Annotated in this window: 16 protein-coding genes and 1 tRNA gene; 11 read left to right on the top strand and 6 right to left on the bottom strand. The window is 62.6% G+C overall.

Features of this window, described 5'->3' with window-relative positions:
* Window positions 1–3: 3 nt before the first annotated feature.
* On the bottom strand, window positions 4–879 hold the full coding sequence (rfbA, locus tag FTO74_RS01045; protein ID WP_162536484.1) for a glucose-1-phosphate thymidylyltransferase RfbA: 876 nt from the start codon (window positions 877–879) through the stop codon (window positions 4–6).
* Window positions 876–2,021, bottom strand: a complete 1,146-nt coding sequence (gene rfbB / locus FTO74_RS01040) for a dTDP-glucose 4,6-dehydratase (RefSeq protein WP_162536483.1) — start codon at window positions 2,019–2,021, stop codon at window positions 876–878. Before rfbB ends, rfbA begins: the two co-directional genes overlap by 4 nt.
* Window positions 2,022–2,466: 445 nt before the next feature.
* On the opposite strand from rfbB, the gene FTO74_RS01035 reads away from it, so the two are divergent.
* Window positions 2,467–2,661 (top strand): hypothetical protein, encoded by a 195-nt coding sequence (locus FTO74_RS01035; RefSeq protein ID WP_162536482.1) that lies wholly within the window; start codon window positions 2,467–2,469, stop codon window positions 2,659–2,661.
* Window positions 2,662–2,749: 88 nt separating this feature from the next.
* Window positions 2,750–2,825: transfer RNA gene (locus FTO74_RS01030), tRNA-Ile, on the top strand.
* Window positions 2,826–2,917: 92 nt separating this feature from the next.
* On the opposite strand, the gene FTO74_RS01025 is transcribed toward FTO74_RS01030, so the two are convergent.
* Both FTO74_RS01025 and FTO74_RS01020 read right to left on the bottom strand, forming a co-directional pair.
* Complete coding sequence (locus tag FTO74_RS01025; protein ID WP_255462426.1) at window positions 2,918–5,602, bottom strand: TonB-dependent receptor; 2,685 nt, start codon at window positions 5,600–5,602, stop codon at window positions 2,918–2,920.
* Between the two features lie 156 nt (window positions 5,603–5,758).
* Complete coding sequence (locus FTO74_RS01020; protein WP_162536481.1) at window positions 5,759–6,505, bottom strand: phosphatase PAP2 family protein; 747 nt, start codon at window positions 6,503–6,505, stop codon at window positions 5,759–5,761.
* A gap of 307 nt (window positions 6,506–6,812) precedes the next feature.
* On the opposite strand from FTO74_RS01020, the gene FTO74_RS01015 reads away from it, so the two are divergent.
* The 8 genes from FTO74_RS01015 to FTO74_RS00980 all read left to right on the top strand — a co-directional run bounded on the left by FTO74_RS01015 (window position 6,813) and on the right by FTO74_RS00980 (window position 16,145).
* Window positions 6,813–8,072: a Zn-dependent hydrolase gene (locus tag FTO74_RS01015; RefSeq protein WP_162536480.1), complete on the top strand. Its 1,260-nt coding sequence runs from the start codon at window positions 6,813–6,815 to the stop codon at window positions 8,070–8,072.
* Between the two features lie 187 nt (window positions 8,073–8,259).
* Window positions 8,260–9,591, top strand: coding sequence for an NAD(P)-dependent oxidoreductase (locus FTO74_RS01010; protein WP_162536479.1), 1,332 nt, complete (start codon window positions 8,260–8,262; stop codon window positions 9,589–9,591).
* A complete protein-coding gene (preA, locus tag FTO74_RS01005; RefSeq protein WP_162536478.1) occupies window positions 9,572–10,945 on the top strand; it encodes an NAD-dependent dihydropyrimidine dehydrogenase subunit PreA in 1,374 nt (457 codons plus the stop codon). The genes FTO74_RS01010 and preA overlap by 20 nt, the downstream gene beginning before the upstream one ends.
* A gap of 177 nt (window positions 10,946–11,122) precedes the next feature.
* Window positions 11,123–11,569 (top strand): hydroxyisourate hydrolase, encoded by a 447-nt coding sequence (locus FTO74_RS01000; RefSeq protein WP_162536477.1) that lies wholly within the window; start codon window positions 11,123–11,125, stop codon window positions 11,567–11,569.
* A gap of 17 nt (window positions 11,570–11,586) precedes the next feature.
* Window positions 11,587–12,978 (top strand): dihydropyrimidinase, encoded by a 1,392-nt coding sequence (hydA, locus tag FTO74_RS00995; RefSeq protein WP_162536476.1) that lies wholly within the window; start codon window positions 11,587–11,589, stop codon window positions 12,976–12,978.
* Window positions 12,975–14,387, top strand: coding sequence for an NCS1 family nucleobase:cation symporter-1 (locus FTO74_RS00990; protein ID WP_162536475.1), 1,413 nt, complete (start codon window positions 12,975–12,977; stop codon window positions 14,385–14,387). The genes hydA and FTO74_RS00990 overlap by 4 nt, the downstream gene beginning before the upstream one ends.
* Complete coding sequence (locus tag FTO74_RS00985; RefSeq protein ID WP_162536474.1) at window positions 14,381–14,785, top strand: hypothetical protein; 405 nt, start codon at window positions 14,381–14,383, stop codon at window positions 14,783–14,785. The genes FTO74_RS00990 and FTO74_RS00985 overlap by 7 nt, the downstream gene beginning before the upstream one ends.
* A 13-nt stretch (window positions 14,786–14,798) precedes the next feature.
* Window positions 14,799–16,145 carry an aminotransferase class III-fold pyridoxal phosphate-dependent enzyme gene (locus tag FTO74_RS00980; protein WP_162536473.1) on the top strand — a complete coding sequence of 449 codons (1,347 nt, stop codon included), beginning with the start codon at window positions 14,799–14,801 and terminating at the stop codon, window positions 16,143–16,145.
* Between the two features lie 78 nt (window positions 16,146–16,223).
* Here FTO74_RS00980 and FTO74_RS00975 read toward each other — a convergent pair whose 3' ends face one another.
* Window positions 16,224–17,507 (bottom strand): glycosyltransferase family 39 protein, encoded by a 1,284-nt coding sequence (locus tag FTO74_RS00975; protein ID WP_162536472.1) that lies wholly within the window; start codon window positions 17,505–17,507, stop codon window positions 16,224–16,226.
* A 153-nt stretch (window positions 17,508–17,660) separates the two neighbouring features.
* Between FTO74_RS00975 and FTO74_RS00970 the strand changes: the two genes are divergently transcribed.
* The gene (locus FTO74_RS00970; protein WP_162536471.1) at window positions 17,661–18,152 is read left to right on the top strand and encodes a hypothetical protein; all 492 of its coding nucleotides are present in this window, start codon (window positions 17,661–17,663) and stop codon (window positions 18,150–18,152) included.
* A gap of 131 nt (window positions 18,153–18,283) precedes the next feature.
* Here the strand turns inward: FTO74_RS00970 and FTO74_RS00965 are convergent, their stop codons facing one another.
* Window positions 18,284–18,814, bottom strand: a complete 531-nt coding sequence (locus FTO74_RS00965) for a DinB family protein (RefSeq protein WP_162536470.1) — start codon at window positions 18,812–18,814, stop codon at window positions 18,284–18,286.
* Window positions 18,815–18,889 lie beyond the last annotated feature (75 nt).

Below are 18,889 nucleotides of genomic sequence, written 5' to 3'. Positions count from 1 at the left end.
AAATCAATAGACCACGTCTTCCAGCAGGCGCAGCAGGTACTGTCCATAGCTGCTCTTGGCGATCTTGGACGCGAGCTGCCGCAGCGTATCGGCGTCGATGTATCCGAGCCGGTAGGCGATCTCCTCGGGGCAGGCAACCTTCAGGCCCTGCCGCCGCTCGATCGTCTGGATGAAGTTCGAGGCCTCAAGCAGCGAGTCGTGCGTGCCGGTGTCGAGCCACGCCATGCCTCGCCCCAGCAGCTCTGTGCGCAGCTGGCCGCGCTCCAGGTACCAGCGGTTGACGTCCGTGATCTCCAGCTCGCCGCGCGGCGAGGGCTTCAGCCCCTCAGCCACAGAGACCACCTGCGCGTCGTAGAAGTAGATGCCCGTCACCGCGTAGCGCGACTTGGGCTTGCGCGGCTTCTCTTCGAGCGAGATGGCGCGCCGTTGCGAGTCGAACTCCACCACGCCGTAACGCTCAGGGTCCAGCACCGGGTACGCGAAGACGGTCGCGCCACTCTGGTGCGCACCGGCTGCGCGCAGCGTCCGGGCGAAGTCGTGACCGTAGAAGATGTTGTCGCCCAACACCAGGCAACAGCCCTCTCCGGCGAGAAACTCACGACCGATGAGGAAGGCCTGCGCCAGCCCATCGGGCGAAGGCTGGACCTTGTACTGAAGCGATAAGCCCCATTGAGAACCGTCGCCGAGAAGCTGCTCAAAACGCGGCGTGTCGTCGGGCGTCGAGATGATGAGGATCTCGCGAATCCCCGCCAGCATCAGCACCGAGAGCGGGTAGTAGATCATCGGCTTGTCGTAGACGGGCAGCAGTTGCTTGGAGATGGACTGGGTGACCGGATGCAGCCGCGTGCCGGAGCCTCCGGCCAGAATGATTCCCTTCATCGGGCGGCCTCGCCTGCTTCCACCACGGCGCGACTGCCGTAGTTCTGGCCGATCCATTGCTGGTAGGCCCCGCTGGTCACGCCCTCGACCCAATCGCGATTAGCCAGATACCACTCCACGGTGCGCCGCAACCCTGTCTCGAAGCTCTCCTTTGCTGTCCAGCCTAGTTCCGTCTCTAACTTGCGCGCGTCGATGGCGTAGCGCCGGTCGTGGCCGGGGCGATCCTGCACGTAGGTGATCAGTCGCACGTGGGGCACGAACTTGGAATCGGGCACCAGCTCATCGAGCAGCGCACAGAGCGTCTTGACGACCTCGAGATTGCTGCGCTGATTGCCGCCTCCGACGTTGTACGTCTCGCCCACGCGGCCTGTGGCCAGCACTGTGCGCAGCGCGCTGCAGTGGTCTTCCACGTAGAGCCAGTCGCGGACCTGCAGGCCATCGCCGTAGATCGGCAGCGGCTTGCCCGCGAGCGCGTGCAGGATCATCAGCGGAATCAGCTTCTCCGGAAACTGGAAACGACCGTAGTTGTTGGAGCAGTTGGTGACGATGGCGGGCAACCCGTAGGTATGGACCCAGGCACGCACCAGGTGATCGGACGCGGCCTTCGAGGCGGCGTACGGGCTGTTGGGCGCGTAGGGCGTCTCTTCGTGAAAGGCGGGGTCTTCAGGGGTCAGCGTGCCGTAGACCTCGTCGGTCGAAACATGCAGAAAACGGAAGGCATCGCGCTCGGCCCCGGTGAGCTTGCCGAAGTAAATCCGCGCGGCCTGCAAGAGGGTAAATGTACCGTCGATATTGGTCTTGAGGAAGGCCTCCGGCCCGGCGATGGAGCGGTCGACGTGGCTTTCGGCGGCGAAGTGTACGATTGCCTCGGGCCGGTACTGCTCGAGCAGCGAGGCGACCAGGGCCGCATCGCATATATCTCCCCGCACCAGTGTGTACTCCGGGCGGCCTTCAAGCGAGGCCAGATTGGCCGGGTTCCCCGCATAGGTCAGCTTGTCGAGGTTCACGATCGAGCAGTCTCCCTGCTCGAGCATGTGAAGCACGAAGTTCGACCCGATAAAGCCCGCGCCGCCGGTAACTAAAATAGTTTTCAACCGCAATTCCCTTTCAACCGCAACACCCGTCCCATGCCTTGCTTTCATGGGGGATCTAGATACTCTGAATGACCCCACACAGGTGGATCTTGTCTACCCAAACACACCAGGATTCGCCCTGCCGACCACGCAATTCATCGCTCACAGAGACTTTATCCCGTGGCCTAGTACGATCAGTCCTCGAGGAAAAAATCTTTCAAACAAGCTAATAAAATACCATCTCCCGATAAGTTCCATTGCATCTTCGCACATGGCTCAATGCAGCAAATCATCTAAGGATGATACCCCTCGGCCACGGTCGGCAGCAGAGAAATAACGGGGGTCTCGCCGGACGTATGCAATCAGGCACGGGTATTCGCAGGAGCCTTCCGTCTAATCTTCTGCGAGGTGCGGGCAACTTCGAGACCCGGTGTGCCCCATCAGAGAGACAGGCGCGCTCCGGGCTGCCGGATTCCCGATTCAGCTCCCGAAGCTGCCAGAGAAAGAGGCCCCGATGTCAGTCAATCCCCGCAGTGGCACAACACGCAACCCAGCGGTCGAGCCCTCCGGCTACCGCGGCGACAACCCCGCGACCGCAGGCCCCGGCAAGACCGAGGTCCAGTCCTCCACGCCCGAGAACCGCACCGGCCACCTGAATCCTTCGCCCGAAGACGCCAATGCGACGCCCGGCACAGTCGGCGAAAAGTAACCGTCCTGCGCACGGCGCTCCGCACAGTACAATCAATGGGGCGCGTTCCCCTGTCCTCTCGGCCGGGTGTTGAGACGTGTGCCGGGCAGGGCCTATAGCTCAACGGTTAGAGCAGGGGACTCATAATCCCTTGGTTGGGGGTTCAAATCCCTCTGGGCCCACCACTTCGCCACAATGAGTTCCAATTCCCGAAGCAAAAAAAATCCGTGCAGGGAGGAAAGTTCCCCCTGCACGGATGCGAGGCTGCTGCAACGGGTTAGTGTTTTATGGAAAAGCCGAAGATTACCGAGACCATCACGCTGCGGCCCGGAAGCACGCCAAGGTTATCGCCTCCGTTGATCGGGGTCTGCCCCTTGGTGTTGAAGGGATCGGTATAGGTGGTGCCGTTGGCCGCGATCGTCTGCGTCAACGCCGAGCCCACAATGTTGTCGCTGGTGATGTTGTGCTGGTCGAAGATATTGTTGAAGCTCAGCCTGATCTTGGTCTGATCGAAGCGCGAGTTGTTGCGGATGGTGTAGTTGAAGAACAGGTTCGTCAGCGTGAACGGGTCGATGGTGGCCTGGTTATGGTAGGCCCCGTTATCGTAATAGAACGTGCCGACCCGCTTGTTGAACAGGCCCATGTCCCAGCTCTTGTGCTGATAGGTCACGCCTATGGTCTCCACATCCGATGGAGTATTCTGCACCCAGAGCCCGCTCGGAGCCTGTACCGTGATCGGCGCGGCCGTGCATTTGCTCGGCGCACAGGCCACCGGCAGCACGCCCACGTACGTGGCCCGTCCGACGCTCGCGTTCAGGTACACGCTCAGGCCGTGTGCGATGTAAACGTTGCTCTCCGCTTCAAAGCCCTTGGTGATCGAGCTGGGCTGCAGGAAGTACTGCGGCTCGCCGCTGGAATCCGGCGTGGACGAGTAGCTGTTCTGGAAACGGATATGATACGCATCCGCATCGAAGGTCACGTGCTTCAGCTTCAGCACCGTTCCGCCCTGATAGGTGGTAGAGCGCTGCTGCTTAGGCAGTGTCTTGACCGGAATACCGGCCGCGCTCTGCGTGTAGTCGAAGACCTTGCTCGGCGGCACCACGCTGCCGGTCGAAAGCTGCCCGTACACCGACCAGATGTTCTTGATCCGGTAGTTGGCGTCGATCGAGGGCAGCCACGCCGAATAGCTGCCGCTGTTGGTGATGAAGGTGTTCGGGTCGTTCGTGCCCAGGCCGCCGATGGTCTTGCCGTTGTCGGCGAACTGCTTGGTATGGATGGTGTAGTAAGAGAACTTCGTTCCCGCCGTGATGCTCAGCTTCTTCAGCACGTGGAACTCGTACTCGCCATAGGGCTGGTAGGAGTTCGTCCAGAACTGCTCGTTGAAGTTCGAGAGCGGCTGGTCGGCCCAGTTGTTCAAGGGGTCAGAGGGGAACTGGTGACGGTTCGTCGCGGCCCACTCGTACCAGAGGCCCGCGCGCAGGATACCGAACCGCGATACCTGGCTCAGGGCTCCGGTCTCACCGTACTTGCGATAGCTGTTGTACTTGTCCACGCCGCAGGGCAGCTTGCCCTTGACCTGCACATTACACGGCTGAACCGCGATGCCGAACCATGTGGTCGAGTTGGGGTTGCCGTTGAAGTTCACCGTCTTCGACTCGGTGATCGGCGCGGCGTTCGAGTACTTCTCCGAGTTGTCGTAGTTGTAGGTGTAGGGCTTGATGTCCAGAGTCACGCCACGGCCCAGCTCCGAGTGCACGCCGACGTACTCGAAGTCCGTGGGCACATGGTAGTAGTTGTACTGCTTGTCCAGGTAGTTGATCGGGTCCGAGTTATCCGCGTTCAGGAAGTTGATGCCCGCGCCCGTATACGGCAGCAGGACCTTGCCCGTCGCGATACACGTCGTGGTCGAGTTGGCGTTTGAGGCACCGTACATCTGGCAGCGCGTGGCGTTGAAGTTCGGCGTATTCGCATCCAGCCAGATGACGCCCGAGAAGCCTGTCAGCGTGGTGCGCTCGCCGAGCTTGTACACCAGCTTGATCGCGCCCGCGTTGCGGGTCTGGTCGTTGTTAGTCTGGTAGCCATCCGATTGCAGGTGATGCACGTCGATCTGGAAGTTCAGTTTGTGGCTGGGAAGGAGATTTCCCGAGTCATACTCCAGGTCGTAGAGATAGGTGTGATACGAGCCGCCCGAGAACTGCACCCGCGTGTTCTGGATGGGCGACATATCCTTCGAGAGCAGGTGAATGGAGCCGCCGAACGGGGTAGGCCCAATGGTAGAGGCTGTACCGGGGCTGCGGTCGAAGTCGATTCCGCCCAGGAACTGCGCGGGGAAGAAGGCCCACGAGTGGTGCGTCGGCGTGTTGGTGTCGTAGAACGGGATGCCGTCAAAGTCTATGTCGTAGTTGCCGTCGGGAAAGCCACGGAAGTAGGTCGCGCTCTGTCCCAGTCCGACGCCGTTGCCGTTGGTGGTAAAGGTTCCGGGGGCCATCTCGACTGCTTCGCCGAAGTCCGATACCGGCGAGGTGAAGTTGTTGATGAACGCCGAGGTGATCACGGTGCGGGCCGAGCGCGCCTCGAGCAGCGCGTCCATCGGAGCCAGCGCCGCGGCGATTGAGCCGGTGGCCGCGGCCTCGACGGTAACATCGGCGCTGGTGCCGCCAATCTGCAATGTCAGCTCTGCGCTATCGGAGTGGTCTGCGGCGACGTGCAGCGTCTTGCGCGAGACCAGGCCAAAGCCCGGAGCGGTCGCCTCGACGGTGTAGCTCCCGACCGGCAGACCCGACACGGAGAAGTGTCCCTGGGCGTCGGTTGAGGTAGTGGCAGTGCGGCCTGTGCTCTCGTTGAGCACGTTCACCTTTGCCCCGGCGATCATGCCGCCCTTGGCATCGCTGACCGAGCCCTGTAGCGGTGCGCCCGTTCCCTGCGCGTGCATCAGCACCGCCGAGAGGGCGAACAGGAACACTCCTGCGATAAGTCGAATTGAGTTTCGTAGCGTCTTCACTGTGGCTTCCTTTAGTTGCGTTCTAGTCAGTCAATTCCCCATAGCTTCTGGGTGTGGGTCGTGATGTTGCGTGGTGTGGATGCCTGCGCGCCATTGGCCCCGGCCGCCAGCGTTGCTTCACTTCGAGGCCGAAGTAAACTCGGGGTGCGCGCGCAGCTCGATGCGTGCTGCATCGAGGTCGTGGGCGAAGCGCGGTGTAGCCAGCATGTAGCCGAAGACGAGGTAGGCTGCACGACGGCTGGCGTCGAGGTCGCTGGGGTAGTGGACCCCGCAGACCAGCCGGTTGTGCGCGTAGTCGTCGGCGCGGTCGAGGATCTGCTGCTTCCGCTCCGGCAGCAGCTCGGCCAGCGTGAACGCCAGCAGATAGCCGGAGAGTGTGTGGCCGCTGGGATAGGAGTTCCGAGCCTCGGTCACGGCGCAGACCGGGTGCAGCGTCTTATCCGCCTGGTAGGGACGCGGACGCGCAAACATCTTCTTCGCCTCGCCACTGGCCACACCCTCTTCGTTATGCACATGAGCCGAGAGCGCCGCTGTCAACGGCAGCAGGTCGGCGCGGAAGCTATCTCCCAGCACGGTGCGGAAGCTGAAGATATCTTCCTCTTCATCGTCGGCCTTCGCGGCCGCTACCTGCGCCGGAGTGCGCGCCGCCTCGATGCGATGCAGCGTCGCCAGCTCCTCCTGCACCGTGGCCGAACCCGCAGCGGGCGGCGCGGGCAGCAGGGCCGCCAGTCGAACAACAGAGGCGTCGATGTAGTAGGCGCTATGCTCCTTCGCTTCCTTGGCGGGCTTCGCCTCCTGCGCCCACGCTCCAGCGGAGCAGCAGAGCACAGCCCATGCAGCCAGCAGACAGGTGTTACGGTGCATGGATGACGGGACCGTCTGGCCGTGCGAAACGAGGCTTCGCCCAAAGCGCTGCCCGGCCCCTTGTGGTCGTACTCTCAAGGCTTCTCCGTTGACTACGGTTGAAATAGTTGACGGATTTGAGTTTGTCAGCCGGTCGCTCTGGAGGCGTGAGCGGAATGTGAATGTTTCGAGAACGTACAGTAAACAGACCTTAAGAAAACCTTAAGAAATCTGTGGTTTATGGCCTTCCACTCGCACTGGATTCATTGTTTTGCAACGCAAGTTACACTCGATCCAACCCCTCTTCGGGGCTCGGACGGAGACCCAGATGAACCTGTCGCCCAAGACCGTTCTTACCCATCTCGACGAGCTGCGCGCCCTCACCTCCGACGTGTACGGAGCCCAGCGCATAGCCTGGACACCCACCTGGGCCGCGGCCCGCGCCTGGTTCGACCGCAAGCTCGACGAACTGCCCTTCGCCGCTCTGCTCGAACGCCACCAGGACGCCGCGGGCAACCGCTGGATCACGCTGCCCGGCACTTCGCCGCGCGCCCTCATCCTCGGCAGCCACCTAGACTCGGTCCCCAATGGCGGCTGGCTCGACGGAGCCATCGGCGTGGTCACCGCGCTTGAGGTCCTGCGTGCGCTGGGCGAGGCGCATAGTGGTCATCCCCCTTGTACCATTCGCCTCGTCGACTGGGCCGACGAGGAGGGCGCGCGCTTCGGCCGCAGCCTCTTCGGCTCCTCGGCCTTCGCGGGCACGCACTCCATCGACGCCGACCGCGCTCGTACCGACCGCAACGGCATCACCATGGAGGACGCTGTCGCCCCCTACGGCGTGGCCATCGAGCGCATCGGTGACGCCGCCATCGAGCGCCAGAATGCCGCCGCCTACCTCGAGCTGCACATCGAGCAAGGCCCCGTGCTCGAAGCCCGCAACGAGCCGCTGGCCGTCGTCCTCGGCACCAAGGGCGTCGAGCGCCACGCAATCACCTTCCACGGCCAGGAGGCGCACTCCGGCTCCACGCCCATGTCGGTGCGGCGCGACGCTCTCGCCGCCGCCGCGCAGCTCGCGCTCGAGATCCGCCCCATCGCCCGCCGCCACCCCGACGCCGTCGCCACGGTCGGCTTGCTCAAGACCTTCCCCGGCATCGTCACCGCCGTCGTCGGCCGCGCGGAGATGACGCTGGACATGCGCGATCTCGACGCCGCCGTCCTGGCGGGCATGTACGCCGACGCGCAGAGCGCAAGCCGACGCTTCGCCGAACAGGAGGGTTGCACGGTCGAGTGGGCCCGCATCTGGTCCATCGAGCCGGTCCCCTTTCACCCCAAGCTCATCGAGCTATGCACCGCCGCCATCGCCGACGTTACCGGCCAGACGGAGGTCACACAGCTTCCCTCCGGCCCGCTCCACGACGCGGCCGAGGTCGCGCACTGCGGCATCCCCACGGTGATGATGTTTGTGCAGTCGCTGCGCGGCCTGAGCCACAACGCCGCTGAAGACACACGACGCGAGCACATCGAACAGGCGGTAGAAGCCTTCGCTCAACTCGCCGAAAGGACCATCGACTGGATCATCGCAGAGTAGCCTTTCACGCGAAGCGTCGAGAACCGCACGAAGTGCCGCCCGTCCGGCGTGAGGACGCACTTGCTGTTGTTTTTAAAGGCATGTCCTGCCGGACGGGCCCGCTGCGCGCAGTGCGGGCGTTCACACGCCTTTTTAACGCTTCGCGTGCTCCAATGCGATAATCAAACCTCCCAAGGAGCGCCGCCGCGTGAGCAAGCCTCTCCTCTTCTCCGACCATCCGCCAACGCCCGCAGAGACCCGCGCTCGCTTCCCCGATCTCCACCCCGCACTCACCCCGCAGGCCGCCATCCCCGAGGCTAACCGCTGCCTCTTCTGCTTCGACGCGCCCTGCACTACCGCCTGTCCCACCCACATCGACGTTCCGCGCTTCATCCACAAGATCGCCTCCGGCAACGTCGCAGGCTCGGCCCGCACCATCCTCGAAGCCAATATCCTCGGCGGCTCCTGCAGCCGTGCCTGCCCGGTCGAGGTCCTCTGCGAGGGAGCCTGCGTCCTCCACCACTCCGGCCAGCAGCCCATCGAGATCGCCCGCCTGCAACGCTTCGCCATGGACGCACACCAGTCCGCCGGAGCACCGCTGCCCTTCACGCCCGCACCCGCCTCTGGCCATAAGGTAGCCCTTATCGGAGCCGGTCCCGCCTCACTCGCCTGCGCGGCTGAGTTGCGCCGACACGGCATCGCCGCAACGATCTACGATGCCCGCCCGCGGCCCGGCGGTCTCAACACCTACGGCATCGCCGAGTACAAGCTGCCCCTCGCCGAGAGCCTCCGCGAGATCGACCTCATCCCCCGCCTCGGCGTCGAGTTCCGCTTCAACACCACCATCGACGCGGCCCAACTGGAAGAGCTGGAGCGCACCCACGACGCCATCTTCCTCGGCATCGGCCTCGGAGCTATCCACGCCCTCGGCATCGCGGGCGAGCAGCTCCCCGGCGTCACCAACGCACTCGACCTCATCGCAGGGTACAAGTCCGGCGCGGTCCTTACATCACCGCCGCGCGTAGCCGTCATCGGCGCGGGCAACACGGCCATCGACGCAGCCATCGCCTCCATCCGTCTGGGCGCGGAAGAGGTCACGATGATCTACCGCCGCGGCCCCGGCCAGATCTCGGCCTTCGCCTTCGAATACGAGCACGCCAAACGAGAGGGCATCCGCTTCCTCTGGCACACGCAGCCCGCCGCCATCTTGGGCACAGAGCGGGTCGAAGCCCTTGCTCTCATCCGCACTACAGATGACAGCAGCTTCCACCTACCCGTGGACACCATCATTCTCGCCATCGGCCAGTCCACCCACAGCCACGTCTTCGCCGACAAGGTATCCACCGAACGCGGCCGCATCCTCATCGACCGCGCCACCGGCCAAACCTCCAACCCCAGATACTTCTCCGGCGGCGACTGCACCAACGGAGGCCGCGAGGTCGTCGACGCCGTAGCCGACGGCAAGCGCGCCGCGCTCGGCATCGCCGCCTTACTCACAGGCACGCGGAGGGAGGCAAACCATGCCGACATTAGAATGTAACTTTTCCGGTATCAAATGCCTGAACCCCTTCTGGCTGGCCAGCGCGCCGCCCACTAACTGCGGCGAGCAGGTGATGCGCGCTTTCGATGCAGGCTGGGGCGGAGCCGTCTGGAAGACCATCGGCGAGCCCATTACCAACGTCAGCTCCCGCTACAGTTCCATCGACTGGGCCGGGCAGCGCATGATGGGGCTCAACAATATCGAGCTCATCAGCGACCGACCGATAGCCACCAACCTGCGTGAGATCGCCGAGGTCAAGCGCCGCTATCCGAAGCACGTCGTCATCGCGTCGCTGATGGTCGAGAGCAAGCGCGAGGCGTGGCACGAGATCGTCGCCCGCGCCGAAGACGCCGGGGCCGACGGCCTCGAACTGAACTTCGGCTGCCCGCACGGCATGAGCGAGCGCGGCATGGGCTCGGCCGTGGGCCAGGTGCCCGAGTACGCCGAGCAGATCACCTACTGGGTGAAGGAGCGCGCGCGCACGCCCGTCATCGTCAAGCTGACGCCCAACATCACCGACATCCGCATGGCCGCACGCGCCGCTAAACGCGGTGGGGCCGACGCGCTCTCGGCCATCAACACGATCAACTCCATCACGGGCATCGACCTCGACACGCTGGTCCCCAACCCCAACGTCGATGGCCTCTCTTCACACGGTGGTTACTGCGGTCCGGCGGTCAAGCCCATCGCTCTCAACATGGTCCAGCAGATCAACGCCGACCCCGCCTCAGTGCTGCCGCTCTCGGGCATCGGCGGCATCGGCAGTTGGCGCGACGCGGCTGAGTTCATCCTGCTCGGCTGCGGCAACGTGCAGGTCTGCACTGCGGCTATGCACTACGGCTACCGCATCGTCGAAGACATGGCCGACGGCCTGCTCGAGTGGATGCGCCAGAAGGGCTTCGAGACCATCGAAGACTTCCGCGGCCTCTCGCTGCCCAACGTCCGCGAGTGGAAGCACCTGAACCTGAACTACAAGATTGTCGCCCGCATCGACGCGGCGAAGTGTATCGGCTGCCAGCTCTGCTACACCGCCTGCTGGGACGGCGCGCACCAATGCATCCACCTCGACCGCACCCTGCCCACGCCGGATACTACTCGCACACCCGCGCAGATACAGGCCGTATCCTCTACGCGCATCACCACGACGCCTATCCCCAAGCTGGACGACGCCGGCCCGCAAACCGCAGGCACGCCGCTCGACCGCATCCCCCGCGTCGATGAACACGAGTGCGTAGGCTGCAACCTCTGCTCGCTGGTCTGCCCGGTAGAAGAGTGCATTACGATGGAACGCATCGACAACATGCCACCACAAACATGGGAAGAACGCACGGCCTCTCCTACAGCAACGCATTAGTCTTACCTATGCCCAAATTGCCGCAGTCGCTCCAGAGTTCGCTTTTACAGTTGCCGTTGCCTCTCTTTATAAAGAGACTAAATGCACCTATATGACTAAGAGGAAAGCAATATCGACAAGCAAACAAGACTTTAAGAATGCCTCTGCCTATTTGCTCTTGTTGGTATGGGAGAACCTATGACAAAGAAGTTGGCGTTCAAGGCTTTTCTATTGTCTTTTTATCTTTGCATTGCCTCAAAGCTTCCTGCGCAATCAAAAAATCTCAGCATACAAATTCTCGATGCAAAAACTGGCAAACCCATAGCCAACAATCATGTCCTACTCTTCTTCGGCACCACAACCGATGACTTACGATCCTTAGGACAACATGCAGAATTGACTACGAATAAAGACGGTCTCGCTCCTCTTCCTGAAACCGCGAAGACCTCAACGCTCTTGCAGGTATCAGTGGATTGGCACCAATTATGTGGAACTGACTTTGCCAGTAGAACTATTGAACTTGAGAGCATCGTAAATCAAGGAGTTTCAGTCAATCACTGCACCATCCGTACTTTTCAAACGACTCCAGGCCGCCTTGTTATCGCAGTGAGGCCGGAGACACTTATGGAAAAGATGAGGCACTAGTTTCTGGCGAGGGCATCATGGGCATTTTGATTCAACACGGCACTGTCATCAATGCCGACTCCACCACCAAGGCCGACGTCCTCATCGAAGGTAAGCGCGTCGACGCCGTTGGCCCAAGCCTCCCCACGGAGAACCACCAGCTCATCGACGCCACCGGCTTGCTCGTAATGCCCGGCGGCATCGACGTTCACACCCATCTCGACATGCCCTTCGGCGGCACCACCTCGGCTGACGACTACCTGACCGGCACCCGCGCCGCCGCTATCGGCGGGACGACAACGGTGATCGACTTCGCCCTGCAATCTCGCGGCCACACTATGCGCGAGGCGCTCGACATCTGGCGCAAGAAGGCTGCGGGCAAAGCCTGCATCGACTATGCCCTCCACATGGCCGTTACCGACCTCGGCCCACGCTTCGAGAACCTCGCCGAGATGGACCAGATGGTCGCCGAGGGCATCACTTCCTTCAAGCTCTTCATGGCCTACCCCGACTCGCTGATGATCGACGACGGCCTGATGTTCCGCGTCATGCAGCGCGCCGCCGCGCTCAACGCGCTCGTTTGCATCCACGCCGAGAACGGCGCTGCCATCGACGTCGTCGTGGCCCAGACGCTCGCTGCCGGACACACCGCGCCGCACTTCCACGCGCTTAGCCGCAGCACGCTGGCCGAGGCCGAGGCCACTCACCGCGCCATCGCCCTGGCCGAGATGGCAGGAGCCACGGTCTACATCGTTCACCTGTCTAACTCCGACTCCCTCCGCGAGCTACGCGCAGCGCAGGCCCGTGGTCTGAAGGCCCTGGCCGAGACCTGCACCCAGTATCTCGTGCTCTCGCTCGAAGAGCAGATGCCCGGCCTCAGCTTCGATGAAGCGAAGTACGTCTTCACCCCGCCGCTGCGCAGAAAAGAAAACCACGCACCGTTATGGGCTGCACTTCAGGACGGCTCGCTCACAGTTGTCTCCACCGACCACTGCCCCTTCCGGCTCGACCAGAAGGCACTGGGCAAGGACGACTTCACCAAGATCCCCAACGGCGGCCCCGGCATCGAGAACCGCCTCCAGCTCCTCTGGCACCACGGCGTCAACGCGGGTCGCATCACGCCACAGCAGTTCGTCGAGCTGACCGCCGCAGCCCCCGCCCGCATCTTCGGGATACCCACCAAGGGCGTCATCGCCCCCGGCAAGGACGCCGACATCCTCCTCTGGGACCCCGCCGCGCAGTACACCATCTCCGCCGCCACCCAGGCCATGAACACCGACTACTCCATGTTCGAGGGCTGGCAGGTACAGGGCAACGTAGCCAAGGTCTTCTCTCGCGGCGAACTGGTCGTCGATCAAGGCAAGTTCATCGGCATACCCGGCCGAGGCCGCTTCCTCCATCGCGCCGCCAACGCCGGAGGACTCGCATGATCGAAGCGCCCGTCTCCATAGAGCACGACCCGCGCCTCTACAACGCAGACCTCGCCCCCACCACGCCCGCCCACCGCACCTGGACCACCTACAACTACATCGCGCTCTGGTTCTCCATGTCGATGGAGGTGACCACCTACATGCTCGCCAGCTCGCTCATCGCGGGCGGTATGAACTGGGTCCAAGCCGTCGGCACCATCCTGCTCGGCAACCTCATCGTCCTCATCCCCATGATCCTCAACGCGCACGCCGGGGCCAAGTACGGCATCCCGTTCCCGGTCTTCGTCCGCGCCAGCTTCGGCACGCGCGGAGCCAACATCCCCGCGCTGCTGCGGGCCATCGTGGCCTGCGGCTGGTTCGGCATCCAGTCCTGGATCGGCGGCCAGTCCATCGCCGCGATGGTCAACGTGCTCTGGCCCGCGACCGCCGCGCAGCCCGCCGTCCTGTGGGTCTGCTTCCTCGGCTTCTGGCTCCTGAACATGTACGTCGTCTGGCGCGGCGTCGAGTCCATCCGCTTCCTGCAATCGTTCTCCGCGCCCTTCCTGCTGGTCATGTCGCTGGTCCTGCTCGCCTACATGACAGTGAAGGCCGGCGGCTTCGGCCCCATGCTCTCCGCGCCCAGCCGCTTCACCAGCACCGGCGCGTTCCTGCACTTCTTCTTCCCCATGCTCACCGCGATGGTCGGGTACTGGGCCACGCTCTCGCTCAACATCCCCGACTTCACCCGCTACGCCAAGTCGCAGGAGTCCCAGATCGTCGGCCAGGCCTTCGGGCTGCCGGTGGCGATGACGCTCTACAGCTTCATCGGCATCGCCTGTACGTCGGCCTCCACGGTAGTCTTCGGCGAGCCGATCTGGAGCCCCATCACTCTGCTCGGCCGCTTCCACCAGCCCTTCGTGGCGTTCCTCGCGCTCATCTCCATCCTCATCGCCACGCTCAACGTCAACATCGGGGCCAATGTCGTCAGCCCCTCGAACGACTTCTCAAACCTCGCTCCGCGCTACATCAGCTTCCGCACCGGCGGCCTCATCACGGGCTTCCTTGGACTGGCCATGATGCCGTGGAAGCTGATGGCCAGCTTCGGCAACTACATCTTCGGCTGGCTGGTCGGCTACTCCGGCCTGCTCGGCCCGGTCGCGGGCATCATGGTCGCGGACTACTTCCTCATCCGCCGCACGCAGCTCTCGGTCTCCGACCTCTACCGCCGCAACGGCATCTACGAGTACAGCGCAGGCATCAACCCGCGTGCGCTCATTGCACTCGCCACCGGAGTCATCGCCGCTCTCATCGGTCTCTTCGTCCCGTCTCTGCGATTTCTCTATGACTATGCGTGGTTCGTTGGCTTCTTTCTATCCGCCGCGATCTACGTCATACTCATGCGTGCTCAGAAGATGGGGGTCTCATGTTAGAAGGCAAGCAGATATTCGAAGGTTCGCATGATCTCTCCCCTCGGGAAACCATTCGCTGGTGGATTGCTCGCCTTCCCCTATTCAACCTTTCGCTCTTTGTTGTAGGAATCATTACCTGGCTTCTCGTTCTTATTGCTGGTTCAAATGCCGTAAAACCCGGAGAAGATTTCGAAGAACCATTCATGATGATTCTTGGGCCTCCGGTTTATGCAGTACTAGCCAACCTTTGTTACTTTCTTGGCCCTCTTTCGGATGTGCTCTTTCGGATAGGTCAAAGACGTGTCACTCTCTTCAAAACTGGCTTCGTCTTTTCTCTTATTCTGACTGCACTGCCAGGCGCTTGGGCAGTTACCGCTTGGCTGATTACGATTCACACAGGCAAAAAGCTCGGCACTTGAAAGGGGCGAATCCATGTCCGAACTCACCACTCAGCAGGTAGTCGACACTATCCGCACCACTAACTACGGCACCTGGCGCTTCCAGAAAACCTGGAACCCTCTTCACATCGTCGACGCCATCGACTCCACCATCATCGACGCGGCGGGCAAGCGTTACCTCGACCTCTCCGCCCAGCTCATGTGCTCAAACCTCGGCCACAAGAACCCGGCCGTCATCGCCTCCATCGCCCTTCAGGCCGAGCAGCTCGCCTACGTCATGCCGAGCTACGCCACCACCTGCCGCGCCGAGCTATCCGAGCTGCTGCTGCCCCTGCTGCCGCCCAGCCTCAACAAGTTCTTCTTCACCACCAGCGGCACCGACGCCAACGAGGCCGCCTTCAAGATCGCCCGCATGTACACCGGTAAGACTAAGATCATCGCGCGCTACCGCAGCTACCACGGCAGCACCTCCGGCAGCATCGCCGCCACGGGCGACCCGCGCCGCTGGGCCGCCGAGCCGCGCGCGAAGACTCCCGGCGTCATCTTCGCGCCCGAGGCCAACTGCTACCGCTGCCCCATCAAGCACACCTACCCGCAGTGCGGCATCGCCTGCGCCGACTACCTCGAGCACATGATCCGCAACGAGTCCGACGTGGCCGCAGTTTTAGTCGAGCCGATCGTCGGCACCAACGGCGTCATCGTACCGCCCGACGAGTACATGCCGAAGCTCCGCCGCATCTGCGACGAGACCGGAACGCTCCTTATCGCCGACGAGGTGATGACCGGCTGGGGCCGCACCGGCAAGTGGTTCTGCATGGAGCACTGGGGCGTCGTGCCCGACATCATGACCACGGCCAAGGGCATCACCAGCGCCTACTCGCCTTTGGGACTATGCGTAACGAGCGAAGCGATTGGAGCATACTTTCACGACCACCTCTTCGCCCACGGCCACACCTACGAGGCCCACCCCATCACGCTCGCCCCCGCTGTCGCTACCATCAAGGAGATGCAGCGGCTTGGCTTGGTCGAGCGCGCCGCTGAGTTAGCGCCTTACGTTCAGAGCAAGCTCGAAGCCCTCAAAGCCAAACACCCCAGCGTCGGCAACGTCCGCGGCAAGGGCCTCTTCTGGGCGGTCGAGTTGGTCAAGAATCAAACCACCAAAGAACCCTTCAACAACTACACCGAGAAGATCTCCGGCGCACCGCTCGTGGTCGATCAGATCGCCGCCAAGTGCATGGCCGACGGCGTCATCCTGCAAGCCTGGGTCTCGCACTTCATCATCGCGCCGCCCCTCATCGTCACGAAGGAGGAGCTGGACCACGGCATCGACACCCTCGACCGCCACCTGTCCCTGGCCGATGCTTTAGTCACAGCGAACTAAGACAACAGCAAAAACGCCCTCACGCCGGGCGGGCGGTACTTCGTACCGTTCTCGACGCTTCGCGTGAAAGGCAAATAACTATGCTTTCTTTGGCTCTGCGCTCTGAAAAAGATAGACCGCCAACACGCAGATGATCGGTTCCAACGGATGACGAAACCGTGCATGAGCCGTCACCAGGTAATACGGCAGCGGCAGCAACAAAAACGCCCACGCAAACACCCACGCCCCGTCCTTCCCCCGAGCAATCGCCAACGCCAACCCGAAGAACCCGCACAGGCTGATGAACCCGTGGTTCAACAGCCGCCCCACCTCGGAGGCCGCGCTCTCGTCCGCAGCATGAGGCACCCCTGCCCAGAAGAAGTAAACCCGCAGCAGGGTATCCGCGACGAAGTGCTTCGGGTCGGCCTTGATGACCGCCTTGGCCGCCTCGCCGCGCATGGCCACGTACTTTACCTCGCCCATTCTGGCGTACAGCCGAAGCTGATCCTGCGCCAGAAAAGGATGGTCGTACTCCATCAAGAAGCCTGTGGCCCCCGGCCCATTGCCCAGGTAAAGCTCCGCGCCGAAGTTCCCTCGCAGCGGAATGAACTTGTGAAACACCGTATAGTTCCGCACCGTCCACGGCGTTACACAGGCTAGAAACACCACTCCGGCCAGCACCGCGCCGCTTACGCGCCAACGCGTCCCCGCCAACACCCAAAGGCCGCACACCGGCAGAAAGAGCAGCAGCGTCGAGTTCGAAAGCGCGATCAAACCCCAGAGCAGCCCGAACAACAACCACCGCCGCGTCTGCCTGGTATCGGAAGAACCGGACTCCCGCATACGCAGTGCCAGCACGATGACCCACAGGAACAGCGCGGTGGTGATGCTCATCTCCCATACCCACTTCACCGCGTACTGCATGGCCGACGGATGCAGCGCCCACAGCCACCCCGCCCACACTCCGCAGCGCCGACCCGCGAAGCGGAAGCCTATCTCCCATACCGACATCGCGGTAAACGCGCTGAAGATGCTGTTGATCGCCAGGATGACCCATCCCGATAGGTGCGTATAGATTCCGAAGAGCCGAAACACCCCGGCCAGCAACAGGGGATAGACCGGCGGCAGCCACGCCGTTGGCCCTGTGTGGCGGACGACGATGTTGGAGAACGGGTCCGCGTAGCCGTGACCCGAGACCAACGCAGCCGCAATCCGCCCGGCCTCGTAGCCGAAGTCAAAGCGCTCGCCCCAGCCGTGAAAGCGAAAGGTGTGGGCCAGGGTTATGAACGCCAGGCGCACGCCCAGAGCCACCCAGAAGACCCGCCAGGGAGCGGTGACACCGATGGTATGGGGTTGAAAGAAGGCCTTCAGGCGCGCTCGCATCGTAAGCCTGATTCTAGCCGCTGGCCGCGCCTTTCACGCGAAGCGTCGAGAACCGTGCGAAGCACCGCCCGTCCGGCGTAAGGACGCACTTGCTTTTGTTTCTATATCATTCAGGCGTATATCGTGTTGTAGAGACCACCCCAAGGAAGCCCGATGACCTTACTCAACGCACCGCAGTTCGACTCCAAGGCAGAGAAGCGCAAACGCTCGCTGATCATAGGCTCCGGCGTTATCTTCGCCGTCGCTGTCGTGGTCTGCCTGGCGGGCTTCCTGCTGGGCCACGGCTGGTTCTTCTCGAACCTGCCCATCGAGCACAAGGTCGACCGCTTCTTTACCGCGCTCGAGGCCAAAGACTTCGGCGGAGCCTACGCCATCTACACCAACGACCCCCAGTGGCAGCAGCACCCCGACCAGCACAAGGACTACCCCCTGCGCCGCTTCACCGAGGACTGGACCACCGAGAGCCCGGTCAAGACCGCCATCGTCAACCACCACATCGACATCTCGAAGACCGATGGCTCCGGCACCTTCGGCTCAGGCGTCATCGTCGCGGTACGCGTCAACGGCGACCACAAGGTCTTCATGTGGTATCAGCGTAGCGACGGCAGCCTGACCTGGCCCGCGCCGCATATCTTGGAATATTAAAAGCGCCCTCACGCCGGGCGGGCAGTACTTCGTACCGTTCTCGGGGCTGCATGGGCGGGATCATCTTCTGAGGGCCTCCCGCTGGTCGGCAGCGAGGAGGCCCCATGACTCCCCGAGAACAGTTCGAAGTACTACTTCTCGCTGGTAGGCGGCACAAGCCCCTTCAACCGCAGGTAGAGCGACAGCGTTGCATACTGCTCGTTGTCGTGCGACACATTGCCCCACGCAATCCCCAGCTTCGACCGCTTCGCCTGCCCCACCTGCAACAGCTCGCCATCCAGCACCGACGCGTAAGCCTTGTCGCACTCATCGAACGACGCCTTCAGCGCCGCCACGATCTCCTCCTTCGAGGCCGTATCCGAGGGCATCTTCGACGCATCCCACGGCGTATGGTTGATCGCGCCGCAGCTATGGAACTGCGCCTCGGTGATATGGTTGACCACCCGCGCAAACGTCCGGATATCCGGCGTCGGCTTGTACTGGTAGTCTGCCGCGGGCATCTTCTCGGCAGCCTTGATAACGTTAGGCTTCAGCCTGGAGTAGCTGCCCTGCGCCTCGACACCAGGCCCCGTGGCCGTCATCGCAGCCGGAGCCTGCGCCAGCATCACACCGGTGAACACCACACTCGCTACCGCCGTACACGCACTTACGATCCGCTTCATTCCGTTCCCTCGCTTCTTTTTGCACCCCAAGCCTACCGGGACCGAGCCCTCCCGACAAGGCCCAATTTGGAACCC

Source organism: Granulicella sp. WH15 (assembly GCF_009914315.1).
In the GTDB taxonomy this organism is placed as follows: Bacteria; Acidobacteriota; Terriglobia; order Terriglobales; family Acidobacteriaceae; genus Edaphobacter.
The sequence above is the reverse complement of the archived record's forward strand: the minus strand, read 5'-3'. Positions and strand labels throughout refer to the sequence as shown.

Coding starts and splice junctions, on each gene's coding strand:
- rfbA (WP_162536484.1), bottom strand. CDS start 879: ATGAAGGGAATCATTCTGGCCGGAGGCTCCGGCACGCGGCTGCATCCG.
- FTO74_RS01000 (WP_162536477.1), top strand. CDS start 11,123: ATGACAAAGAAGTTGGCGTTCAAGGCTTTTCTATTGTCTTTTTATCTT.
- FTO74_RS00965 (WP_162536470.1), bottom strand. CDS start 18,814: ATGAAGCGGATCGTAAGTGCGTGTACGGCGGTAGCGAGTGTGGTGTTC.
- FTO74_RS01015 (WP_162536480.1), top strand. CDS start 6,813: ATGAACCTGTCGCCCAAGACCGTTCTTACCCATCTCGACGAGCTGCGC.
- FTO74_RS00985 (WP_162536474.1), top strand. CDS start 14,381: ATGTTAGAAGGCAAGCAGATATTCGAAGGTTCGCATGATCTCTCCCCT.
- FTO74_RS01020 (WP_162536481.1), bottom strand. CDS start 6,505: ATGCACCGTAACACCTGTCTGCTGGCTGCATGGGCTGTGCTCTGCTGC.
- hydA (WP_162536476.1), top strand. CDS start 11,587: ATGGGCATTTTGATTCAACACGGCACTGTCATCAATGCCGACTCCACC.
- preA (WP_162536478.1), top strand. CDS start 9,572: ATGCCGACATTAGAATGTAACTTTTCCGGTATCAAATGCCTGAACCCC.
- FTO74_RS00980 (WP_162536473.1), top strand. CDS start 14,799: ATGTCCGAACTCACCACTCAGCAGGTAGTCGACACTATCCGCACCACT.
- rfbB (WP_162536483.1), bottom strand. CDS start 2,021: ATGAAAGCAAGGCATGGGACGGGTGTTGCGGTTGAAAGGGAATTGCGG.
- FTO74_RS00990 (WP_162536475.1), top strand. CDS start 12,975: ATGATCGAAGCGCCCGTCTCCATAGAGCACGACCCGCGCCTCTACAAC.
- FTO74_RS00970 (WP_162536471.1), top strand. CDS start 17,661: ATGACCTTACTCAACGCACCGCAGTTCGACTCCAAGGCAGAGAAGCGC.
- FTO74_RS00975 (WP_162536472.1), bottom strand. CDS start 17,507: ATGCGAGCGCGCCTGAAGGCCTTCTTTCAACCCCATACCATCGGTGTC.
- FTO74_RS01035 (WP_162536482.1), top strand. CDS start 2,467: ATGTCAGTCAATCCCCGCAGTGGCACAACACGCAACCCAGCGGTCGAG.